A 20,693-nucleotide genomic window follows, 5' to 3' on the forward strand; every position below is an offset into this window, starting at 1 on the left:
GGATTCCCCGCGCCCCGCCATCACGGCACGAAGGCGGAGTTCTGCGCCTTGGGCGTGCCGCGGCCGCCGGGGCCGTAGATGGCGGAAACGGACGCATCGGCCCAGTTGGCGCCGTCGATGTTGGAGTTGTCGAGCGCGGGGTTGATCAGCTCGCGGCTGATTCCGTTCTGCGCGGAAATCGCCGCCGACAGATACGCCGCCCGGTCCACCGTGAGCGTGTCGGTGCCGTAGACGCGGGCGATCTTGATGGCATCCAGGCTGTTGGCCAGCGAGAGCGCCGATCCGTACGCGTAATCCACCTTCACGCCGCCGTTGATGAGCGTATCCGCCGAGATCCCCAGCACCGCGTATCCTCCGGGCGCCACGGACACCGACGATGCGATCACGTGGTACGGACGCCTGCCCGCCGCGGCGGAATCGGCGATCACCAGGTTCTGAAGGTTCACCGCCAGCGTTCCGGCGTTGTAGACCTCGAACCACTCGCCGTTGGTGTCGGCAATGGTGCCGCCGGGGTTGGTCAGCACCTCGTTGATCACCAGCAGGTACTGAACGTCGGTTTCCACCAGCACGGTGAAGCTGACGTTGGTCGCCGTGTTCGGGTAGTTGAGCCGCCACGTTCTGGGCGCCGAGACCTCGTCTTTTTCCAGGATCTCGTAGTAGGCAAAGAACGGCTGGTTGGCGGCGGTAAAGGTGCCGGTGCCATCCGCGTTCGCGACCGAGGCCGTCCCCGTGCCGCCGGTGACGGTGGGCCCGCTGTTGAAGAACACCTGGATGCCCTGCGGATCGGGCACCACGCCGTCGGGCGTGCCGATGGCCTCGTTCAGGACGTTCTTTACCGTCACGTCGAACGAAAAGATCTCGCTGACGGAGTCGTACACGATGTTGCTGGAGGTGACGCGAACCGTGCTTCCGTTGCCTCCCTGGCCCAGGATCACCGCCGACGCGCCGCCCGCGCCGGCGCCGGCCGGCCGGCAGGTGACCCCGTCCGTCCTGCTGGCCTGGCAGTCGAACGCCTGCAGCGCTCCGGCGGGCGGACGGGCTGTGCGCCCCTCCACGCCCGTGAGCTTCTGCTCGTCGCCGCAGGCGGCCATCGCGGCGGCGGCGAGCACCGGAACCAGAACCCGCGCTGCGCGGCTGGCCATTCCGTTGATTCTGCTCATCACGATCTCCTCATCGCTGGGTTGAACAACACAATCACCTTACGACAAAATATATATGATTGATGACCGGAGCGGCACCGGCTCGCCGTGCACATTCACGCGGCCGGAGTTGCTCGTGCAACGATCTGCGCCGGGAGTGGTTGCCAGGGACCGCGCTTCGGGAGCCACTTCGTTCGGGCCGTGGCGGCTTCCGATCAATCCGTCCACCGGGGTGATGTAGAGAACGCGCGGCCGTCTCCGACTTCCCCATGCAGCGCACAAGGCTGCCGGGCGACGAATGGCGGTGCCGGATGCGGTGCCGCGCCACCACGGATGGGGGGATGAGATGCGCAGGGTGATCGTGAGCGAGTGGATGACGCTGGACGGCGTGGTGCAGGCGCCGATGAGCGCGGGCGAGGACGCCAGTGGCGGCTTCCGGCATGGCGGATGGCACGCGCCGTTTGGCGAGGCGGTGTTTCAGGCGTGGGTGGTGGCGAGCGTTGGCGCGGCGGGCGGGTACCTGCTGGGGCGCCGCACGTACGACATCTTTGCCGCGCACTGGCCCAACGCCTCGCCGCAGGAGCAGATGCTGGCCGAGCCGCTGAACACGCGTCCCAAGTACGTGGCTTCCACCACGCTTTCGGAACCGCTGGCGTGGCGGAACTCGACGCTGCTTTGCGGGGATGTGGCGGATTCGGTGGCCGCACTCAAGCGGGAGGACGGGGGCGATCTGCTGGTCATCGGCAGCACGCGGCTGGTGCAGACGCTGATGGCGCACGATCTGGTGGACGAGTTCCGGCTGATCATCGATCCCGTGGTCGTCGGTGGCGGCAAACGGCTCTTTGCGGATGACGGCGCGCTCCGGTCGCTGCGGCTCACCGACAGCACGGTGACCAGCACCGGCGCCATCATCGCCACCTACGTTCCCGCTCGCGGCTGATCGCGCCGGGAGATTGCGCGGCGGGCGGCGTCATCCGGCGGGCGATCACGCGAGGGAAAACAGAAACGGCGCCCCGGGCGTGGCCCCGGGCGCCGTCCCGAACCGGGATTCCGCGGCGGATCAGATCTGCGCCAGGCCGCCGTCCACGAACAGTTCGATGCCGTTCACGAAACTGGCGTCATCCGAGGCCAGGAACACCGCCGCTCCGGCGACCTCGTCCGGCCGCCCCACGCGGCCGAGCGGAATCTGCGACGCCATGGCATCGAGCAATCCCTGCCTGGCTTCCGGCGTATCGGCCAGATCCAGCAGTCCGGGCGTTTCGATAGGACCGGGGCTGATGGCGTTGATGCGGATGCCGCGGTGCTTTACATCCAGAATCCAGCTGCGGACAAAGCTGCGCACCGCTGCCTTGGACGCGCCGTACACGCTGAACGCCGGCGTTCCCGTACTGCCCGCGGTAGACGACGTCAGGATGACGGAGGCGCCGTCCACCAGCAGCGGCAACGCCTTCTGCACGGTGAACAGCACGCCTTTCACGTTGCGGTTGAAGGTGTCCTCGTACTGCTCTTCGGTGATGGAGCCCAGCGGAAGCATCGATCCGCCGCCCGCGTTCACGAACAGCACGTCCAGCCGGCCCCGCTCCGCGCGGATCTGCTCGTACAGCCGGTCCAGGTCGTCCAGCCTGCCGGAATCCGCCTGAACGGCGGTCGCGTTCCCGCCGATCTCCGCCGCGGCGGCCTGCAGCTCGGCCGGGCGCCGGCCCGTGATGTACACGTGCGCCCCCTCCGCGGCGAAGCGCTTGGCCGTCCCCAGCCCGATCCCCGTGCTGCCGCCCGTGACCAGCGCGATCTTGCCATCCAGTCTTCCCGCCATCGTCGTATCCTCCTGGTGTGTGTTGTTTCCTGCCCCGCGAACCCTTCGGCATCTCCCAAACCGTAACCATTTTGGTTACTTTTTAGAACACACGGCTTCGCACCTGCGCCGCCCGCGCTAGACTCGCGCGGGCGGTGGCCGCACGCGTGCGACCACGTCCGCCAGGGTGGTGCGGTCCAGCGCCGATTCCACCGCCGCGTCCACCTCGGTGAACACCGGGGCGAGCGCGTCGTGCATGGAGCAGCTGACCGCGCACCCCGGATTGGTCGGATTGGGATTGTGGGCCAGCACCGGCGAATTTCCCCCCTCCACCGCGCGGTAGATGTCGGCCAGGGTGATGGCCTTGGCCGGACGCGCCAGCCGCGATCCGCCGCCGCGGCCCGGCTGCGACTCAATCAGCCCCGCCCCCGCGAGCGACATCACGATCCTGCGCACGACGACGGGATTGGTGCCGATGCTCTCCGCCAGCGCGGGCGATCCCACCCACGCGGTGCCCTCGCGCTGCGCACGGTGCGCCAGTGCCGTCGCCGCGTGCACCGCGATCGCAAATCGAGTTGTGGCTGCCATTCAGTCCGTTGGGTTCGCTATACCGCAACAACTTTAGTTACGGTTAATCCGGTTGTCAATCCGCCTCGTCCGGCCCCGTGACATCCGTTGGTGATGCCGCGGCTGTGACGGAATAGGAGGGTTGGACCTCCGTGCCGGCGGGCGTGGTACACAGGCCCGCGTGGCGGAGGGGCCGGCGCGCATCACCCGTTCGTACCGGAGGAACAGTGCGGTTTGCGTGGATCATCGCTTCACTGGGTCTGCTCGCATCGGCAAGTGCCGCGGCCGCGCAGAGTTGCTGGCCCGTCCGCGTGCTGGTGGAAATGCGTGACCTCGCCGGCCGCCGCATTGATCCGGCCCTGCTGGACAGCGTGGTGGTAACGTCTGGCGAGAAACGCGAGCGCGTGCCGTTCGAGCTGTACGGCCCGCGCCCCGCCCGCGGCGATACCGCGCGGTACTTTCATCGCGGCAACTCCGGATGCCGGTTGATGTTGAATCGCGTGACGCTGTACCGCGGCCCCCGCACCATGCACCTTGATTTCGGGATGGTGCTGGACAGTTCCCGCCGCCGCGGGCCCAGCGCGTTCCTCATTCAGGCGCCGCCGATGCAGTCCGGCACGTTCCGCCTTCGCTGGGACCCCATGGAGCCGGGCGGCGCCTTTGAAGACCCGCAGCGCCTGCCGGCCGAGCGCTGGGAGCGCGTGCCGCCGGGTTGAGGCGTTTCCGCCCGATGGCGGCTTGTGTGGGCGTCGCATCTTTTCATCAGGCGCACCGCGAGCGCGCGATGCTGTCGCGAAACAGCAATACATAGAGCCCCGGACCACTCATGGCATCCGGGGCTTTTCTGTTGATGGCGATCAGCGCGCCCACCCGCATTCGGGGGACGGCGAGCGTTGCTCAGCCGCGCGGCCGCTGGAACACGAGCGTCTCGCGCTCTTTGTACAGCGCGCGGCCGGATGGCCGAAACCTCACTTTTTCCGCCACGCGCACGGAAGCGGCGTTCTCGGGATCGATCAGGCAGACGGTGCGCGGTTCCGTGAGATGCGCGTCGCTCCACGCCAGCGCGGCGCTCACGGCCTCCGTCGCAAAGCCGCGGCCGTGCGACCACGGCACAAACGCCCACCCCACCTCCGGCGCGGCCAGCGGCGGCGTGATCTCGCGCCGGAAGTCCGCCAGGCCCACGTCGCCCGCGTAGCGCCCCGTCTCGTTTTCCGTCACCGCCCAGTAGCCGTAGCCCAGCAGCGCCCACAGCCCGGCGTAGCGCAGCAGGCGCGCCCACACCTCTTCCGGGGACGATGGACGGCCGCCGATGTGGCGGGTTACGAGCGGATCGGCCCACATCGCCGCGCACTCGTCGAAGTCGGCAACCGTGTGGGCGCGCAGTGTAAGCCGCGCCGTCTGGATGACGGGAATGGCGGAAGCGGAGTGAATCGTCATCTCCACAGACTACGCCTGCGCCGCGCGCCGCGCCACCTCGCCGTCATGCCGGGCGCCCGCCCGATGATGATCTCGCTCATCCATCGATCCGTCATTAGAATGGGTGCGGCCGGCCCAGCTCCGTCGCCACGCGGCGGTGGATGGAATCCGCGCGCCGCATCATCGCCCGTACCAGCGTCCTCCCGATCCGCCGCCACATGACCTTCCGTACCTCCCCCGCGGTCCTGACGTACTCTGCTCCGCGCGCCCACCGCTGGCGGAAAGCGGGCCGATGACGACGCGTGTGGCGTTCCAGGGAGAGCTGGGCGCGTTCAGCGACGGGGCGGTGCGCGTGTTCTTCGGGCGGGCGGCGGAGCCGGTGGCCTGCCGCGAGTTCGCGGACGTGGCTGCGTCGGTGCTGGCGGGAGAGGTGCATTTCGGCCTGCTGCCGGTGGAGAACACGCTGGCGGGAAGCGTGGTGGCCGCGTACGACGTGCTCGCCACGCGGCCCCTCGTCATCGTGGGCGAGGTGGTGACGCCCATTCACCACTGCATGCTGGGAATTCCCGGCGCTTCGCTGGACGGCATCACGCGCGTGCGCTCGCATCCGGTCGCGCTGGCGCAGTGCACGCGCTGGCTGGCCTCGCGCCCCGGCGTGCAGGCCGTGGCGGCATACGACACCGCGGGCTCGGCGCGGGACGTAGCGGCGGCGGCGGACCCCACGCTTGCCGCCATCGCCGGCCGCGGCGCGGCGGATCGCTACGGCTTGGCCGTGCTGGCCGCCGACGTGGAAGACCGGCCAGACAACCAGACGCGCTTTCTGGTGGTCGCGGCGAGGGACGGCCACACCGGAGCAGCCCTTCCACGCCACGGCGGTGCCATGAAGTCGGCGCTCGTGGCCGAGACGCAGAACGCGCCGGGCGCGCTGGTGGGCATTCTGGCGCCGTTCGCCGCGCGGGGAATCAACCTGAGCAAGCTCGAATCGCGGCCCACCGGCGAGCCGTGGCGCTACCGCTTTCTGATCGAGATCGACGCCGATGCCGCCAGCGGCGACACAGCCGCTGCTCTGGCCGAGGCACGCCGGCACGCATCGCGGCTGGACGTGCTGGGCAGCTTTCCGCGTTGGACCGGCGCCGTGGAAACCGGGGGCTGACGGCGCGGCGTCATCATCGGACGTTGTTCATCCACCGTGCTCCAACCGTGCGCGGCACCCGGAACCGGTGACCTGCGACGCGGATGATCACCCCTTGTAGCCGACCCATCCGCGGAACGTGAACCCCGCGTAGAACAGCTCCACGCCGTTGAATCCGGCCTCACGGAGCATGGCCTCGTCCTGCTCCGGAGAAAGGAGCGGCAACCGCTTGCTGATGTCCGCGATCGCGCTTTTCGCGTCGGAGATGGGCACGCCGGACGCGATGGCGAACGCAGCGTACCGGGCGAGCCATTTCGCCTTTTCCGCTTCGTCCCGCTGGGGAACGCTGTGATGGGCGACGACGAACGGGGCGCCCGGCCGCAGCCGCTCATGCACCTGGGCCAGCGTGCGCCGGCGCTCCTCCTCTGGCAGAAAATGGAGGGTCAGAATGCACGTCGCCGCGTCGAACGGGCCCGCGGGCGCGCTGTCGATGTAGCCGTGGTGAAGGCTGGCGCGAGGCGCGAGCGGACCGAGCGTGCGCCCGGCCAGCGCCAGCATTTCCGCCGACGGGTCCACGCCGCAGAAGCGCCACCCGGGCTGCATTTCGGCAAAGGCCTTGAGTTCCAGCCCGCCGCCGGCGCCCAGCACAAGGACGTGGGCATCGTCGGGGACGCGCTCGGCGATGAGCAGGCCGGCCATCCGCTGCAGGCCGTGAAAGCCGGGCACCTGCCGCACGGGGCGCTCCGCGTAGCCGGCGACGATCCGGGGATCGGAAAAATCGGACAAGAACAACTCCCGCTGATGGTTACCGCATTGGGGCCCGGGCCCGCGCTGGTGCGTTGGCCGCCCGACTGCACGCCGGTCCGTCAGGTGAACGCGTGTGGAGCGCTCCGGACGATCGGGGCTCGATCTCACGCAACTAATTCTGTTACATGAGATGCACAGTGTCAAGATTTCCTCGCCGGCCGCGGGGCTGATGCGAGGCGGCTTGACACTTTTTATCCGCCGGGCACGCCACGCTTTTTCCGCCCGTGCCGCGCTTCGCGAGCACGGTTGTTCATCCACCGACGCAGTCCACCTTTCACGCGCGAGGATACGCTCATGAGCACGGAAACGCAGGCGCTGCACCCGTTTCTGGCCCGGATGGTGGGCGAGTGGACGTACGAATTCCAGTCGAGCGGCGGGCCCGGCGAGCCGCCGGCACAGTTCACCGGAACGGAAAGCATCCGGCACCTGGGCGGCCCGTGGATTACGTGCGAGGGCCGAGGCGCCAACCCCGACGGCAGCATGGGCGCCACGCTCATGACGCTGGGCTACGACGCTGGCCGAAACCGTGTGTCCGGCGCCTACATCGGGTCCATGATGGCGCACCAGTGGCTGTACGACGGCGAGGTGAACGCGTCCGGATCGCTCCTGGAACTCAACAGCGAGGGGCCCAGCTACACGGTGGATGGCGCGATGGCCAAGTACCTGGACACCATCATGTTTGACGGTGACGACCACCGCGTGATGACCTCGCGCTTTCAGGACGAGAACGGCGCCTGGAACGAGTTCATGCGCGTCGACTACCGCCGCGTATCCTGATCCGTTTCGCGCCACGTGAGGTGGATCGCGTGCGCATGGCGCGGTCCTTCCCGGACGCTCTCCGGCGAGGCATCAACCTTTCTATACCGGGCGGTATATCAGCCGCTGCTTCAGCGGGATAACCTCGCGCTCATCGATTGCGTCTGTCACATTCCGGATCGCGCCGCGGGGTTGCGGTCTTTCGTCCTCTCTTTTTGCGCCCCATGGGACTGCTTCCGTTCGACCACGTGGTAATCGACTCACCCCTGCCGCTAGCCCAGGCCCACGCGCGGCTGCGTGCGGCGACCGGGGCCAGGCGGTTTCTGAGATTCGGCCGGCCGCCCTTTCCGTTTGAGGGAGAGGTGAACGGCACCGACGTGCGCATCCGCCGCGCGATCCGCTACAAGAACTCGTATCTGCCCCGCATCCACGGCCGCCTGGAACCGCGCGCCCAGGGCTCACGGCTGGCGGCAACCATGAGCATGCACCCCTTCACCATCGCGTTCTCGGCCGTCTGGCTGGCCGCCGCGCTGGTCATCGCGGTCCTGGCGGTGCCCAACCTCATCCGGGAAAAGAACCCGCTCGCGATCATTCCCGTCGGCATGATCGTGTTCATGTACGCCATGATGTCGGTCGGCTTCTGGGTGGAAGCGGGAATCGCACGGCGCCGGCTCGCGGAAATCCTGCACGCCTCAACACCGCCGGCCTGACTCGGCGCGCTGATCCTTTTCGCGCCAGACGACGGACACGTCTGCGGCGCGGTGCGTCCATTCTCCCCGACCGTTCCGATGCGCCTGCTGCCGTACGACAAGCTGTTGATCCACTCGCCGCTGCCGGTGGGGCAGGCCGAGGCGCGGCTCCGGGAATCCGTCGGGCCCGAGCGGTACCTGCAGTTCAACGCCGGGCCGCTTCCGTTCCTGGGCGAGGTGAACGGAACGGAGGTGCGCATCCATCGTTCAACCGCCCACGAGAACTCGTTCGTTCCTCGCATACACGCGCGTCTGGAAGTGCACGAACAAGGCTCGCGGCTGGCGGGAACCATGAGCCTGCATCCGTTCGTGCTCGCCTTTCTGGTCGTGTGGGTCACGGGTACGGTGATCGCCCTCCGGCAGATGGTTGCGCGCGCCTCGCGGGGTGAACCGGCGAGTGGGGTGGCCATTCCCATCGCGATGCTGGCGTTCATGTACCTGCTGACGTCGGTCTCCTTCTGGTGGGAGGCCGACGTCGCACGGCGGCACCTCAAGGAGATCCTGTCGTCCGGTGAACTTGACGCGTCAGGCGTGAAGTGACAGCCGCGGGCCAATCGTCCGCACCGCTACATCATGCGCCACGCCGGTCCGCGAAGCGGCAGCAGCACGGCCGCACGCGGACCGCTGGCCCCGTCGCATGCTCCGCATTACACTGATCCTCCACGACAAAACTTCGCACACGCCCGCCCGGCCCGCCCGCGCCCAGCGCGCACGGTCTCCGGCGTGACGCCGCGAGCGGGATTCGCCCACGGCTGCTGATCGCGAGGGGTGGCGGTCACACGGTTTTTGTCGCGTTTGGTTGCTGGCGCGATACGGGCCGCACGCCCCACCTTTCCTACCATCCGCCGGCCGCGGAACGGGCACGGCCGGAGGTGCCGCATGCGCGAGAGCGGTTCACCTTTCTTTTCCTGGAATCCAATGAAGCACCTTCGGTTTCTGCGCGGCGCGGTCACGCTCGCCGCGACGCTGCTGGTGGCGGGAACGGCGTCGGCGCAGCAGGCGGGCGGGCGATGGTCCGTGGAGCGCGCCGCGGCGTGGGAGCGGCAGACGGGGTGGATGGCCGGCAGCAACTACGCGCCCGCGACGGCGATCAACCAGCTGGAGATGTGGCAGGCAGAAACGTGGGACCCGGCCACCATCGACCGTGAGCTGGGACTGGCGGAGGGCATCGGCTTCACCACCATGCGCGTGTTTCTGCACGACCTTCCGTATCGCCAGGACCCGGAAGGCTTTCTGAAGCGCGTGGACGAGTTCCTCACCATCGCGCAGCGCCACCGGATCCGCCCCATGCTGGTGCTGTTCGACGCCGTGTGGGATCCGTTTCCGCACGCGGGCCCGCAGCGCGCGCCGGTGCCGGGGCTGCACAATTCCGGATGGGTGCAGTCGCCGGGCGCGGAGATCGTGCGGGATTCCATGCGCCACGGCGAGATGGAGCCCTACGTAAAAGGCGTCATCGGCCGCTTTCGCGACGACCCGCGCGTGCTGGCGTGGGATCTGTTCAACGAGCCCGACAACGTGAACGGCGGCTCGTGGGGCGCGTTTGAGCCGGACAACAAGCCCCAGATGGTGCTGGCCCTGCTGCGGCGCACTTTCGGCTGGGCGCGGGAGATCAACCCCAGCCAGCCGCTGACCGCCGCGCCGTGGAAGGGCGACTGGGTAGAGCCGGGCCAGGCCGCGCCCATCACCACGTACATGCTGGAAAATTCCGACATCATCAGCTTTCACAGCTACGAAAACCTGGAAGGCGTGCGGCGCGTGGTGAACGCGCTCAAGCGCTACAACCGGCCGATCGTGTGCACCGAGTACATGGCCCGCCCCCGCGGCAGCACGTTCGAGGCGATCATGCCGTACTTCAAGGAGCAGGGCATCGACGCCGTAAACTGGGGCTTCGTGAGCGGAAAGTCGCAGACCATCTACCCGTGGGATTCGTGGGAAAAGCGCTACGCCGCCGAGCCGCCGGTGTGGTTCCACGACATCTTTCGCACGGACGGCACGCCGTACCGGCAGTCGGAAGTGGACTTCATCCGCACCCTTACCGGACGCCGCTGACACAACCAGCGGCATCGGTGGATGAACGTGAACCGCCGCGGGCACCCTGCCCGCGGCGGTTTTTCTTGTGCGCGGCACGCCTGTCCGCGAGGTTTCCACGCAGCCGCGCCACCCTCCCCGATCCCGCCCTGCCCGGCCGCACGCTGGATTCCGCAAAGACGAATCGCGATCCGATGAACGGGTTCAGCACGATCCGCATTCAGCCCGTCCGCCTGCACTGGCTGGTGGATGATTCCCCCGGCGACCTGTGCGCGCACGCCGGCGTGGTGGTCACGGTGGACGGCGAGCCGTTCATCACCTCGGCGGAAAAGGATCTCGCCGTCTCCACGGGAGCGCTGCACCTGCTGCGCACGCTCGCGGATGATCACACTCCCCAGACGCCACGAGCCGAGCACCTGATTCCGCACTGCGGGCACTTCATGGCTGTGGATGACGAGTCCGGCGCGGTGGTGAACGTCGGTTGCCTCTCTGGCGCGAACTGGTGGGTGCGGCACGAGGGAGGCGGCGTGGTGCTCACGCGGGAGGACGGCGCGGAGGCCCGGGTGAGCGAGCGCGAGTGGGCCCGCGCTGTCGCGGAGTTCGCGGACGCAGTGGATGCCTTTTACGCCACCAGCCCCGCCCGCCAGCCCGCCGACGAACACGAGGCCGAGTGGTTCCCCGCAATGCGCCACGAGTGGCGGCAACGGCGATCCGCGATTAACCTCAGCCCCGAGGAACATCGGAATGAAGCCTGACGCGCCGAGTGGTGATCCACGATGGAGGGAGGGTTGACGGGACCTGAATTCGTGGATGTGCTGCTGCACGAGTTTCCCGAACTCGAGGAAGACGTTCGGGACAACGATGGGCTGCTGCACATGCAGATGGGCGATTTCGCGGGGCTGATGCAGCGCGCGATCAACGAGCGGGACCTGCCCCGGCTGAAGCGCTGCGTGCACTTGGCGCAGCGTGTCTGGCAGACGGGCGAGGCGCATCTTCGCAACGCGCTCAGCGTTTCCTGCCTGGAACACCTCGCGTTCAGGGGCACCACGGGGCAGGAGGCGTTCGCCCTGCTGACGCGGGAACTGCGTGAAGAGTGGGAAAAGCTGGATCGCTTTCAGGCCAGCCTCGCCACCCCGCCCCGAAAGCGCCGCTGATGTCGTAAACCGTGACGCGCTTCTCTGGTGCGTGGGGATAGGAACCCGCAGTTTGCGCCAGAGATGATCATCATCGCGCGCCCGCCGGGCTGATGCCCGCTCCTCCCGCGGTTCCCCGCCGCCGCGCCACCCGTGGCGCCAACCGATACACCCGACACACGGATCACGATGGGTACCGGACGGCTCGAAGCGTTCAGCGACGGAGTTCTCGCCATCATCCTCACCATCATGGTGCTGCAGCTGAAGGTGCCGCACGACGCCAGCCTCTCCGGGCTGACCCCGCTCATCCCCGTGTTCCTGAGCTACGTGCTGAGCTTTGTGTACGTGGGCATCTACTGGAACAACCATCACCACATGCTTCACGTCACCGAGCACGTGGATGGCGCGATCCTGTGGGCCAACCTGCACCTGCTGTTCTGGCTCTCGCTGATCCCCTTTGTCACCGGCTGGATGGGCGAAAACCACTTCGCCTCCGCGCCCGCGGCCGTCTACGGATTCGTGATGCTGATGGCGGCAATCGCGTACTGGCTGCTGCAGCGCGTCATCATCCGGCGCGAGGGGCACGATTCGCTGCTGGCGCGGGCCACCGCGCGCGACCTCAAGGGAAAGCTGTCTCCCGTTCTCTACCTGATCGCGATTCCAATGGCGTTCGTGCAGCCGGCCATCGCGGGCGCGCTGTACGTGGTGGTTGCGCTCGTCTGGCTGATTCCGGACAGCCGCATCGAGCGAGCGCTCGCCACCCGCGCCGCGTGACGATGATGATCAAGCGCCATCCGCTGCTCCTGCTCCTGCTGCTGGCCGCCGCGCCGCTCAGGGCACAGACGCCGCCACCGGCCGCGCACACGGACCCGGTGCTCGCCGCCACGCTCGACAGCCTGGCGCGCGGCTTTCACGGCCGCGTGGGCATCTATGTCCGCCACCTGCCCACGGGGCGGAGCGCAGTGATGAACGCGGATTCCGTGTTCCCCACGGCCAGCATGATCAAGGTGCCCATCCTGCTCACGCTCTTTGACCAGGTGGAGCAGGGACGGCTGGATCTGGATGCCCGCGTTCCCTATCCCGACACGTTGAACTACCGCTACGTGGAACCCACGGACGTGGTGGGATACATGACGGCGGGCGACACGCTCCCCGTGTCGGAACTCGCCTTTCTGATGCTCACGGTTTCCGACAACGTCGCCAGCCTGTGGCTTCAGGCGCTCGTGGGCGGGGGCGCGGCGGTAAACGAGTGGATGGATGCGCACGGCTTCGTGCAGACGCGCGTCAATTCGCGCACGCCCGGGCGCGAGGCGGCGCGCTCCGTCTACGGCTGGGGGCAGACCACGCCGCGCGAAATCGCCGAGGCGATGGTGATGATCCGCGAGGGGCGGGCGGTTTCGCCGCGCGCCTCGCAGCGGATGTACCGCATGCTCACCAACAGCTACTGGAAGGACGTCGCCGTCTCGCAGCTTCCGCCCACGGTGCAGGCCGCCACCAAGCAGGGCTTCGTGGACCGCTCCCGTTCCGAGGTGCTGCTGGTGAACGCGCCTACGGGTGACTACGTGCTCGCCGTCATCACCGCCGACCAGACGGACGAGAGCTACGAGCCGGACAACGAGGGCTACCGGCTGATCCGCGCCGTCTCGCGCGCCGTCTATCAGCACTTCAATCCAGATGACCCCTGGCGTCCGCTTCCGTGAGGACCGGCGGCCCATCCGCGCCGCGGGTTCGGCCGATGATCATCCCGAACCCGACAGCGGCGTAAACGGCCGGCCCCGGTCCGGCGGTTGAAACTGCGCCTCGATAAACACGAAGTCCGCCTCCGCGGACTGCACTGCCAGCGACAGCGCCACGCCCGACCCCAATCCCCGAATCCGTCCAGAACGCTACCGCCCGTGCCGAGCAGCAGAAGCGTGCAGTGCCCCTCCTGCGGATCCCGCATCCCCGCGGAAGACATGAACCTGCTGACCATGGCCGCGCGCTGCCGGGTCTGCCAGACGCTCGTGGACCTTCGCCCGGAAGCCGCCACCGGCCTCACCGACGGCGCCGCGGTCCCGGCGGAAGGATCGCCCGCGCTGCCGGTTCCGCTGCCGCCGCTGCTGTCCGTCTCCACCGTGGGCGGCGAACTGCGCATCGAGCGGCGGTGGTACGCCTGCACCGCCATCTTTCTGACGGTGTTCTGCATCATGTGGTTCGGGTTTCTGGCCGTCTGGTACGCCATGGCGTTCGCCGTCGGCGACGTGATCATGTTGGTGTTTCCGCTGCTGCACGTTGCGCTGGGGCTGGTGATCGCGTACTCCACGGCGGCCATGTACGTCAACCGCACGCGCATCGTGGCCGGCCGCGGGCACCTGACCGTGAACCACGGCCCGCTCCCGTGGCCGGGCAACCGCGACATTCCCACGATCCAGCTTGAGCAGCTGTACTGCGAGGAGAAGTTCAGCCGGTCGCGCAGCGGTACATCCGTGTCGTATTCGGTCATGGCCCGCGCCACCGACGGCCGGCAGATCGCGCTGGTGACGGGGCTTTACGACCGCGACCAGGCGCTGTACATGGAGCAGGAGATCGAGCGGCACCTGAAGATCACCGACCAGCACGTGGCTGGCGGAATCCGCCGGTAGCCCTTTTCCTTTTCCGCCGCGGAAGGCATGGCTCGCATCGACGTTTCCGTAACCGCCCCCGTGGACGCGCCCGCCGCGACCGTCTACGGCATTCTGACCGACTACCGGAAAGCGCATCCCAGGATCCTGCCGCGCCCCAACTTCGGTGATCTGGTCGTGGAAGAGGGCGGGCGCGGCGCGGGCACGCTGTTCCGCGTGGACATCAAGGAAGGGCCGCGCATGCGGACGCTCCGCATGCGCGCCACCGAGCCGGAGCCCGGCCGCGTGCTGGTGGAAAGCGACGTGGAATCCGACATGGTGACAACGTTCACCGTAGATCCGCGCGATGGCGGCAAGCGGTGCGAAGTGACCATCGCCACCGCGTGGACGCGGGGCGGGGTGCGCGGCATGGTGGAGCGCCTGGCCGCGCCCCGGCTGATGCGGCCCGTCTATCTTCAGGAAATCCGCAACCTGGAAGCGCTCGCCCGGCGGATGGCGGGAAGGGGCAACCGCTGACCCCATTCCGGCCGGAATGAGAAAACGGCCCGGGAGCATGTGCTCCCGGGCCGTTCGTTCGCTCGCGACGCCGGATCAGGCGCCGCTCTTGTCCTTTTCCTTTTCGCTTCCGCTGGAGCCGCCGCTCTCACCGCCACCGCTTCCCGACACCACGCGGATGGGGATGGGATTGGGGATGGCGATGTCCATGCGCTCGCGTCGATTGGCCTGCACGCGTTCGTACCACGCGTCGTCCTTGCCGGCGCCGCCCTCTTCCATCACCAGCCTGGCCAGCGCGATGGCGTCGCTGTTGGCGATGCGGATGGAGCCGTGCGACGCCGCCTTGCCCAGCGACGCGGGCTGGTTGGTGCCGTGGATGGAGCGCGGCGCATCGTACACCAACTGCGCGCGGCCCAGCGGATTGTCCGGGTCACCCGGCTCCTTGGGCTCGCGGTCCTCGGCCCACGACTGCTCCGTGGGCGGAATCCAGCGCGGGTTCCACACCACCTGCCCGATGGTCCACTCGCCGGTGCGCGTGGGCCACTCGCTCGTGCCCACCGCCACCTTGTGCGTCGACACGCGCTCGTCGCCGCGATACACGTACAGTTCGCGTTCGGCGACGTTCACTTCCAGCCGCAGGTTGGACGCGGGCACCGCCGGTTGCGCGGGCTGGGCCGCGGGCGCCGGCGTGGCGGGCGCCTGGGCCGTGCCCGCGGTGGGCGCGGGGGCGGCGGTGGTCGTCTGCGCGGCGTTTCCGGCGTCGTCATCGGTGCTGTCCTTTACCACACATCCCGACAGCGCCAGCACGGACAGCGTCATCGCCATCCCGGCAGCGCTTCGCAACAAATGTCTCATTCACGTCTCCTTGAAGGGCGTAGGCGGCGCGCACCTAGCAAGGGCCGTGCACGAAGCTCTCAGGCCGGCGGCGACCGCGGGTCGCGGAGCCGCGCGGGATCGCCGCCCTGCCCGCGCACGAACCGGTCGATGAGCGCGCGCGACAGGCTGAGCGGCGCGGAAACCATCGGCAGTTCATCCACCGAAAACCAGCGCGCGTCTTCAATCTCCCCCGGCTGCGGGACGATGTCGCCGCCCGCGTAGGTGGCGGCAAATGCGATCATTACCTGGCTGGGATACGGCCACGGCTGGCTGGCCACGTACCGGACGTCCGTGATCTCCACGCCCACTTCTTCACGGACTTCGCGGATGCACGTTTCCTCCAGCGTCTCGCCGGGCTCCACGAATCCCGCCACCACGCTGTACATCCCCGGCGTAAAATGGGGTCCGCGCGCCAGCAGAATGCGGTCGCCGTGGACGACGGACACCAGCACGGCGGGGCTCAGCCGCGGGTAGTGAACGGCGCCGCAGCCGGTGCAGGCGCGGGCCAGCGGCTCGGCGCCGGGCTCGGTGGGCGAGCCGCAGCGGCCGCAGAAGCGGTGCGCACGGTCCCACTCCAGCACCTGCGACGCGCGTCCCGCCATGCGGAACTCGTCCGCGCCGAGCACCGCGTGCAGGCCGCGCAGTCCGCGGAATTCCATCCCCTCCGGCGCGGCCGACTCGGCATCCACCGCCAGCGCCAGGCACTCCGCCCCGCCCATCTCACCCGCAGCGATCGGCGTCCCAGCCGCGAGCAGCGCCGCCACGTCCCGCCCGCGCGGCACGAGCGCCAGCGCGCCATCCACGCGCACCAGCAGCTCGCCGCCGCGAAACACGAAGCAGAGGGCGTCATCCATCGAGGGGGAATCCGGTTCGGACATTCAGCCTTTTCTCCTCATCATCCGCTTCTGAACAACGGTTCAAGCGGCTTGCAAGCTCGCCGCGCACCAAGGAATCGGTATCGATTCGGACTGGCACCATGGACTGTTGGCGGTCGCGGTTTCTGTTCGATAACTACCGTGACCCGAGCGGTCCCTTCTGGCATTCGGAACAGCGGGCCTCGAATGCGGGGGAGAGACTGCGGCTCCATCCGCATGGACAGATTGCGGGTAGTAGAGTTCGTGCCTAAATTGGACGAACAATTCCCCGGGTCGTCCTATACCGTCGCGCCAGTGGCGGCACGTCCCCGGGGTTCGGACGCCCGGCCGCTTCTGCGGCCGGGCGTCTGCGTTTGGGGCGGATCGCCGATGGCGACTGTCCGCCGCTACTGCTCCGGTGGTGGCGTGAGGAGGATGGCGCCCTTGCGGCCGGAGCTGGTGTCGGTGCCGGTGGCGGCGATGTCACCCTCGTCATCGATCCCCACAGCCGCCTCCACCTGCCAGGGCGAACCGGCCTGCAGCCGCTCCGTCAGCAGGTACTGGCGCCCGCCGCCCCACGCCACCGCGCGGTCCGGCCGCGCGAGCGACGCCTCCGTGCGGGCCGTGCCCACCACCAGCCCCCGCTCGTTCACGCCACGCACGTCCACCTGCGTCCCGGGAATCACGCTCATGGCCGTCACGCGGCGGCGCGGGCGCCAGATGAACGGCTCCCCCGCCTCTACCCGGCCCGCGACGCGCCCGTCGGAACTGACCGCCGTGGCCCCGCGCCGCGGCGAACTGCCGGGGCGCGGCACCTCCAGCCACTCCCCCTCGCGCAGCAGAAAGACGCGGTGCTCCGCGCAGACCACCGAATCGCAGGCGGAAAACGCGTTTACCGCCACACTCCCGTCATTCGCGATCCCCACCGCCTCGCTGGCCGTGGCGCCGGGAGGGAGCAGCTCGCGCAACGCGCCGCGCTCGCGCACGAACGCGCGCCGGCGCGCCTCGCCGAACGGCGCCGGATACAGCGTTCCCGCCACCACGCCGCTCGCGTTCACGTCCCGCAGCTCGTAGGGCCGGGCATCCGCGCGCCCCAGGTCGTCCGGATACGACCATCCGTACACGTCGTTGGCGCAGCGTACCGCGCCCACGACGTATCCGGCGGACACCGCCAGCGCCTCCGACGAGCACCCGGCCGGGGGCCGCGGCCCGATCTCGTCGAATGCCCCGCCCTGCCACAGCACCGCCCGCGTCTGCCCGCCGAACTCCGCGTATCCCACCACCCTGCGCAGGTCTACCCCGGTGGGCGTAAAGGACAGCGCGCCCGACGGAGCGCCCAGGAACAGGATGTTGTAGGCGGGCTCGGGGCGCACGGGGCCGCTGGGCGAGCGGTTGCAGGCCGCGGCCAGCACGAGCGCCAGAAGGGGAGCGAGACTGCGCTTCATGAGCAGTGGATGGGTTGGATGTTGCCGCGCCGGCCGCATGCGGCACAGCCCGGACCGCGCGCGGCCCGGGCTGTGGTTTCCGCACGGATGCGGACGCCTCAGGCGTTGGCCGTTTCCTCGGGGCGGTAGTCGTCGCCCACGGCGGAAATGGTGATGAGCAGCGCGCTGTCCTCGCCGGCGCGGATGTCGTGCGCCTCGCCCGGACCAAAGAACAGCACCTGGCCGCTGTCCAGCGTGTACTCCTGCCCGCCGGCCCGGAAGCGCAGCGACCCGTGCAGCACCTGCAGCGTCATGGGGCTGTCGGCGTGGTGCATGCCGATGTCGCTGTCCTTGCTCATGACGGTGAGCGTCAGGCGAAAGCGGCCGCTCTTGGCCAGCGTACGCCCGGCCCGCCCGCTGCGGCGGTAGGGCTCCTCGGCGCGCAGCGCGGCGATCTGCTCGTCGAGGTCAAAGGCCAGCACGGGTCCCGCGAGGGGGCGGTTGATGGAGGACATGTCCGGCTCCGGTCCTGGTTCGGTGTTCGGGGTCTGATCCCGCAGCGTGCAATCAGTCCGCGTCCGCTCGCAAGGACGGGACCGCATCCGCTCAGAAATACGCCACGAACCCCGTGTACCACTTTCCCGTCCCGCCGTCGCCCGGCCACACGTACTCCACCGACACCGCGTCCTCGAACAGGCTGAGCCCCGCGCCGTAGGACGAGCGCACCCCGTCCGTTTCCCGCGCGCCCAGCCGCTCCAGCGCGCGGGCCGAGCGGTCGTTCACCCCCGACCACCCCGCATCCCCCGACACCACGAGGGCCGGCCGCAGCGGCGGCACCAGAAACCCGCCCACCCGCAGCAGCGGCTCGCTGGTGTACGGCGGCAGGTTGAAGAGGAGCCGCGCGCGCCCCAGCGCCGCGCTCGTCCCGCCGAACTCGTTGCGCTCGTACCCCCGCAGCCCCTCGATCCCGCCGAAGCGGTACAGGAACTGGGCGGGCACCGTGCCCAGCACCGTTCCTGCGTCCACACGCCCGATCACCGTCAGGTAGCGCGACGGAAAGCGCGCGGACAGCAGCGCGGTGGCGCGGGTGATGGAGAAGTCGGCCAGCCCCTGGTCCGCCGTCACCTGGGCGATGAACCCGCGGCTGACGCCGAACGCGCCGCTGCCGCGGGCGTAGCGCAGCGTGGCTTCCGCCGCGGCGTGCGTTCCCGGCTGCGCGGCGGCCACCGTGGGAAAGTCGCCCGCGGTGCCGAAGGCGAAGCTTTCCGTGTTGCGCGTGACGGAATCGTGCCGCTCCACGCGCCCGCCCAGCCGCGCCAGCCAGTTGCCCGACCGCCGCGTGCCGAACAGTTCCGCGCCCGCCGCGTCGTAGTAGTCGCGCACGTCGTATCCGCCCAGCGCCGCGCTCAGCGTGTACCCCAGCTCGAACTCCACCGGCGGGCGGAACGAGGTCATGTCGCGCAGCCGGCGGTAGGCGCCCAGCGTGGCGGAGTAGCGGGGGCCCGGCTCGCGCGAGGCCGCGTCCGGATGCCAGCTGGCCACCACTTCGCCGCGCGGCGTGCCTTCCGCGAATGCGTAGCCGGCGTGCGCGTACACGTCCCAGTCGCGCCGGTCCGGGTCCGCCGGCTGAATGCGCGCGCCCAGCCCCACGAACGCGCCCTCCACCCGGTTGTAGCGGAACAGGTGGTCGCTCTGCCGGTAGCGCGGCACGATCTGCACGCCGCGCGTGCTTCCCGGCGGGCGGACCACGGCGCGCAGGTCGGCGAAGTCGGCGATGTCCGTCACGTCGGTCTCGTCGCCCACCCCGCGCCATCCCGCGAACGCGCCATCCTCCAGCCGCCACGCCAGGCGCGACCCGGCACGCTCCGGCGTCCATCCCTGGTTCAGCTGAAAGTCCGACAACATGGTGACCAGGCGGATGGCCGCCGCGCCGCCCAGCAGCGGCGACGACACCTGGATCTCCCGCCGCTGCCGGTACGGGAGCCAGTAGCGCCCGCCCACCAGCCCGCTTTCCAGCTCGAAGAAGACGCCCGTTTCCGTCAGCGACAGCACGCTGCCCCGCTCCACGAAGCCGAAGCGCGCCCGGGCGATGGCGGCGCGGTCCACGTCGACGTAGAAGGTGCCCGCCACCAGCCGCAGGTCGTTCGCTTCCTCCAGCTTTCCCGGCCGCGGGCGCACGGTGACGGGAACCAGGGAGAGCCGGCCCTCGCGCGTGGTCACGCGCACCGTGTCGCCCGCCGTGTAGCGGTAGAAGTCGATTCCCCGGTACGAGAAGGGATGGACCGCGCGCGCCACCCGCGACCGGTTGGCCGGCGTGGCCGCGAGGGAAAAGATGTCGATGGTGTTGCCGTACAGGTGCGGCACGATCCACGGCGCCTCCAGCATGGAGCCCACCGTATACGGCGTGGGCGCCAGCAGACGGATGCGGTGCCCTTGGATGGTCTGCTCCACCGCGCCGGTGCGTGCCCACCTCACCTCTCCCGCCAGCTCGTCGACGGTGACGGGGATCTCACCCCCCTGCGCCGTGTCGGAGCGGATGGAGAGGTAGATGGCGCTCCGCATGTCCGCCAGGTAGTCGTCCAGCCCGGCGGGAACGGTGCTGCCGGACTGGATCACCCGGTTCACCAGGGCGTGCGTCGCCTCGGAATCAAAGACGCTGTCCGCCACGGCCACCGTGAGCGTGTCCCCCTCCGGCGCGGGCACCCACGGCCGCGTGTCCGAAGGCGGCGGCACGTTGGCCGGCACGGCGATGCGCAGGCTGTCGCGCCGCACCGGAGCACGCGTGGTGTCGCGCGGCTGGCCGATGCGGATGGTGTCGCGCTGCGCCGCGCACAGCGCGGGGGACGCCAGCGCCAGAAGCGCCGCGCCCATGAGGATGCGGATGTTCATTCCTTGCCGATCACGGTCCGGCGCGCCCCCACGGCG

At 69.3% G+C, this 20,693-nt stretch carries 23 protein-coding genes; 13 read left to right on the forward strand and 10 right to left on the reverse strand.

The genetic code is table 11. The features are described from left to right. Positions 1-20 precede the first annotated feature (20 nt). Positions 21-1,160, reverse strand: a complete 1,140-nt coding sequence (locus HNQ61_RS13450) for a lamin tail domain-containing protein (RefSeq protein ID WP_170033744.1) — start codon at positions 1,158-1,160, stop codon at positions 21-23. Positions 1,161-1,485: 325 nt separating this feature from the next. Between HNQ61_RS13450 and HNQ61_RS13455 the strand changes: the two genes are divergently transcribed. Continuing rightward, positions 1,486-2,079: a dihydrofolate reductase family protein gene (locus HNQ61_RS13455; RefSeq protein ID WP_170033746.1), complete on the forward strand. Its 594-nt coding sequence runs from the start codon at positions 1,486-1,488 to the stop codon at positions 2,077-2,079. Positions 2,080-2,199: 120 nt separating this feature from the next. Here HNQ61_RS13455 and HNQ61_RS13460 read toward each other — a convergent pair whose 3' ends face one another. Both HNQ61_RS13460 and HNQ61_RS13465 read right to left on the reverse strand, forming a co-directional pair. Then, on the reverse strand, positions 2,200-2,952 hold the full coding sequence (locus HNQ61_RS13460) for an SDR family NAD(P)-dependent oxidoreductase (protein ID WP_170033748.1): 753 nt from the start codon (positions 2,950-2,952) through the stop codon (positions 2,200-2,202). A 117-nt stretch (positions 2,953-3,069) separates the two neighbouring features. Continuing rightward, the gene (locus HNQ61_RS13465) at positions 3,070-3,519 is read right to left on the reverse strand and encodes an Rrf2 family transcriptional regulator (protein WP_170033750.1); all 450 of its coding nucleotides are present in this window, start codon (positions 3,517-3,519) and stop codon (positions 3,070-3,072) included. A gap of 302 nt (positions 3,520-3,821) precedes the next feature. On the opposite strand from HNQ61_RS13465, the gene HNQ61_RS13470 reads away from it, so the two are divergent. Beyond that, complete coding sequence (locus tag HNQ61_RS13470; RefSeq protein WP_170033752.1) at positions 3,822-4,214, forward strand: hypothetical protein; 393 nt, start codon at positions 3,822-3,824, stop codon at positions 4,212-4,214. Between the two features lie 181 nt (positions 4,215-4,395). On the opposite strand, the gene HNQ61_RS13475 is transcribed toward HNQ61_RS13470, so the two are convergent. After that, positions 4,396-4,935, reverse strand: a complete 540-nt coding sequence (locus HNQ61_RS13475; RefSeq protein WP_170033754.1) for a GNAT family N-acetyltransferase — start codon at positions 4,933-4,935, stop codon at positions 4,396-4,398. Between the two features lie 271 nt (positions 4,936-5,206). Between HNQ61_RS13475 and HNQ61_RS13480 the strand changes: the two genes are divergently transcribed. Then, a complete protein-coding gene (locus HNQ61_RS13480) occupies positions 5,207-6,067 on the forward strand; it encodes a prephenate dehydratase (protein WP_170033756.1) in 861 nt (286 codons plus the stop codon). Between the two features lie 87 nt (positions 6,068-6,154). On the opposite strand, the gene HNQ61_RS13485 is transcribed toward HNQ61_RS13480, so the two are convergent. Continuing rightward, positions 6,155-6,832 (reverse strand): class I SAM-dependent methyltransferase, encoded by a 678-nt coding sequence (locus tag HNQ61_RS13485; protein ID WP_170033758.1) that lies wholly within the window; start codon positions 6,830-6,832, stop codon positions 6,155-6,157. A 315-nt stretch (positions 6,833-7,147) separates the two neighbouring features. Between HNQ61_RS13485 and HNQ61_RS13490 the strand changes: the two genes are divergently transcribed. The 10 genes from HNQ61_RS13490 (at position 7,148) to HNQ61_RS13535 (ending at position 14,635) form a co-directional block, all read left to right on the forward strand. Then, the gene (locus HNQ61_RS13490) at positions 7,148-7,630 is read left to right on the forward strand and encodes a DUF1579 domain-containing protein (RefSeq protein WP_170033760.1); all 483 of its coding nucleotides are present in this window, start codon (positions 7,148-7,150) and stop codon (positions 7,628-7,630) included. 341 nt (positions 7,631-7,971) lie between these two features. After that, positions 7,972-8,319 (forward strand): hypothetical protein, encoded by a 348-nt coding sequence (locus HNQ61_RS13495; protein WP_170033762.1) that lies wholly within the window; start codon positions 7,972-7,974, stop codon positions 8,317-8,319. A gap of 78 nt (positions 8,320-8,397) precedes the next feature. Then, entirely contained in the window at positions 8,398-8,898 is a 501-nt protein-coding gene (locus HNQ61_RS13500) for a hypothetical protein (RefSeq protein WP_170033764.1), read from the forward strand. Between the two features lie 378 nt (positions 8,899-9,276). Continuing rightward, positions 9,277-10,407, forward strand: a complete 1,131-nt coding sequence (locus tag HNQ61_RS13505) for a cellulase family glycosylhydrolase (RefSeq protein ID WP_170033766.1) — start codon at positions 9,277-9,279, stop codon at positions 10,405-10,407. A 173-nt stretch (positions 10,408-10,580) separates the two neighbouring features. Beyond that, the gene (locus HNQ61_RS13510; RefSeq protein ID WP_170033768.1) at positions 10,581-11,141 is read left to right on the forward strand and encodes a hypothetical protein; all 561 of its coding nucleotides are present in this window, start codon (positions 10,581-10,583) and stop codon (positions 11,139-11,141) included. Positions 11,142-11,174: 33 nt separating this feature from the next. Further along, on the forward strand, positions 11,175-11,540 hold the full coding sequence (locus tag HNQ61_RS13515) for a DUF7674 family protein (RefSeq protein ID WP_170033770.1): 366 nt from the start codon (positions 11,175-11,177) through the stop codon (positions 11,538-11,540). A 168-nt stretch (positions 11,541-11,708) separates the two neighbouring features. After that, the gene (locus HNQ61_RS13520) at positions 11,709-12,293 is read left to right on the forward strand and encodes a TMEM175 family protein (protein ID WP_170033772.1); all 585 of its coding nucleotides are present in this window, start codon (positions 11,709-11,711) and stop codon (positions 12,291-12,293) included. 5 nt (positions 12,294-12,298) lie between these two features. Then, the gene (locus tag HNQ61_RS13525) at positions 12,299-13,219 is read left to right on the forward strand and encodes a serine hydrolase (protein WP_221305265.1); all 921 of its coding nucleotides are present in this window, start codon (positions 12,299-12,301) and stop codon (positions 13,217-13,219) included. 255 nt (positions 13,220-13,474) lie between these two features. Then, positions 13,475-14,140, forward strand: coding sequence for a hypothetical protein (locus HNQ61_RS13530; RefSeq protein WP_170033776.1), 666 nt, complete (start codon positions 13,475-13,477; stop codon positions 14,138-14,140). Positions 14,141-14,167: 27 nt separating this feature from the next. Continuing rightward, complete coding sequence (locus HNQ61_RS13535; protein WP_170033778.1) at positions 14,168-14,635, forward strand: SRPBCC family protein; 468 nt, start codon at positions 14,168-14,170, stop codon at positions 14,633-14,635. Positions 14,636-14,710: 75 nt separating this feature from the next. Here HNQ61_RS13535 and HNQ61_RS13540 read toward each other — a convergent pair whose 3' ends face one another. The 5 genes from HNQ61_RS13540 to HNQ61_RS13560 all read right to left on the reverse strand — a co-directional run bounded on the left by HNQ61_RS13540 (position 14,711) and on the right by HNQ61_RS13560 (position 20,657). Then, positions 14,711-15,457: a L,D-transpeptidase gene (locus HNQ61_RS13540; protein ID WP_170033780.1), complete on the reverse strand. Its 747-nt coding sequence runs from the start codon at positions 15,455-15,457 to the stop codon at positions 14,711-14,713. 71 nt (positions 15,458-15,528) lie between these two features. Continuing rightward, entirely contained in the window at positions 15,529-16,368 is an 840-nt protein-coding gene (gene nudC / locus HNQ61_RS13545; protein WP_170033782.1) for an NAD(+) diphosphatase, read from the reverse strand. A gap of 383 nt (positions 16,369-16,751) precedes the next feature. Further along, on the reverse strand, positions 16,752-17,789 hold the full coding sequence (locus tag HNQ61_RS13550) for a hypothetical protein (RefSeq protein WP_170033784.1): 1,038 nt from the start codon (positions 17,787-17,789) through the stop codon (positions 16,752-16,754). A 98-nt stretch (positions 17,790-17,887) separates the two neighbouring features. Further along, entirely contained in the window at positions 17,888-18,283 is a 396-nt protein-coding gene (locus HNQ61_RS13555; RefSeq protein WP_170033786.1) for an AraC family ligand binding domain-containing protein, read from the reverse strand. 91 nt (positions 18,284-18,374) lie between these two features. Beyond that, positions 18,375-20,657, reverse strand: coding sequence for a hypothetical protein (locus HNQ61_RS13560; protein WP_170033788.1), 2,283 nt, complete (start codon positions 20,655-20,657; stop codon positions 18,375-18,377). Positions 20,658-20,693 lie beyond the last annotated feature (36 nt).

Origin of the sequence: Longimicrobium terrae (genome assembly GCF_014202995.1) — a bacterium.
In the GTDB taxonomy this organism is placed as follows: Bacteria; Gemmatimonadota; Gemmatimonadetes; order Longimicrobiales; family Longimicrobiaceae; genus Longimicrobium; species Longimicrobium terrae.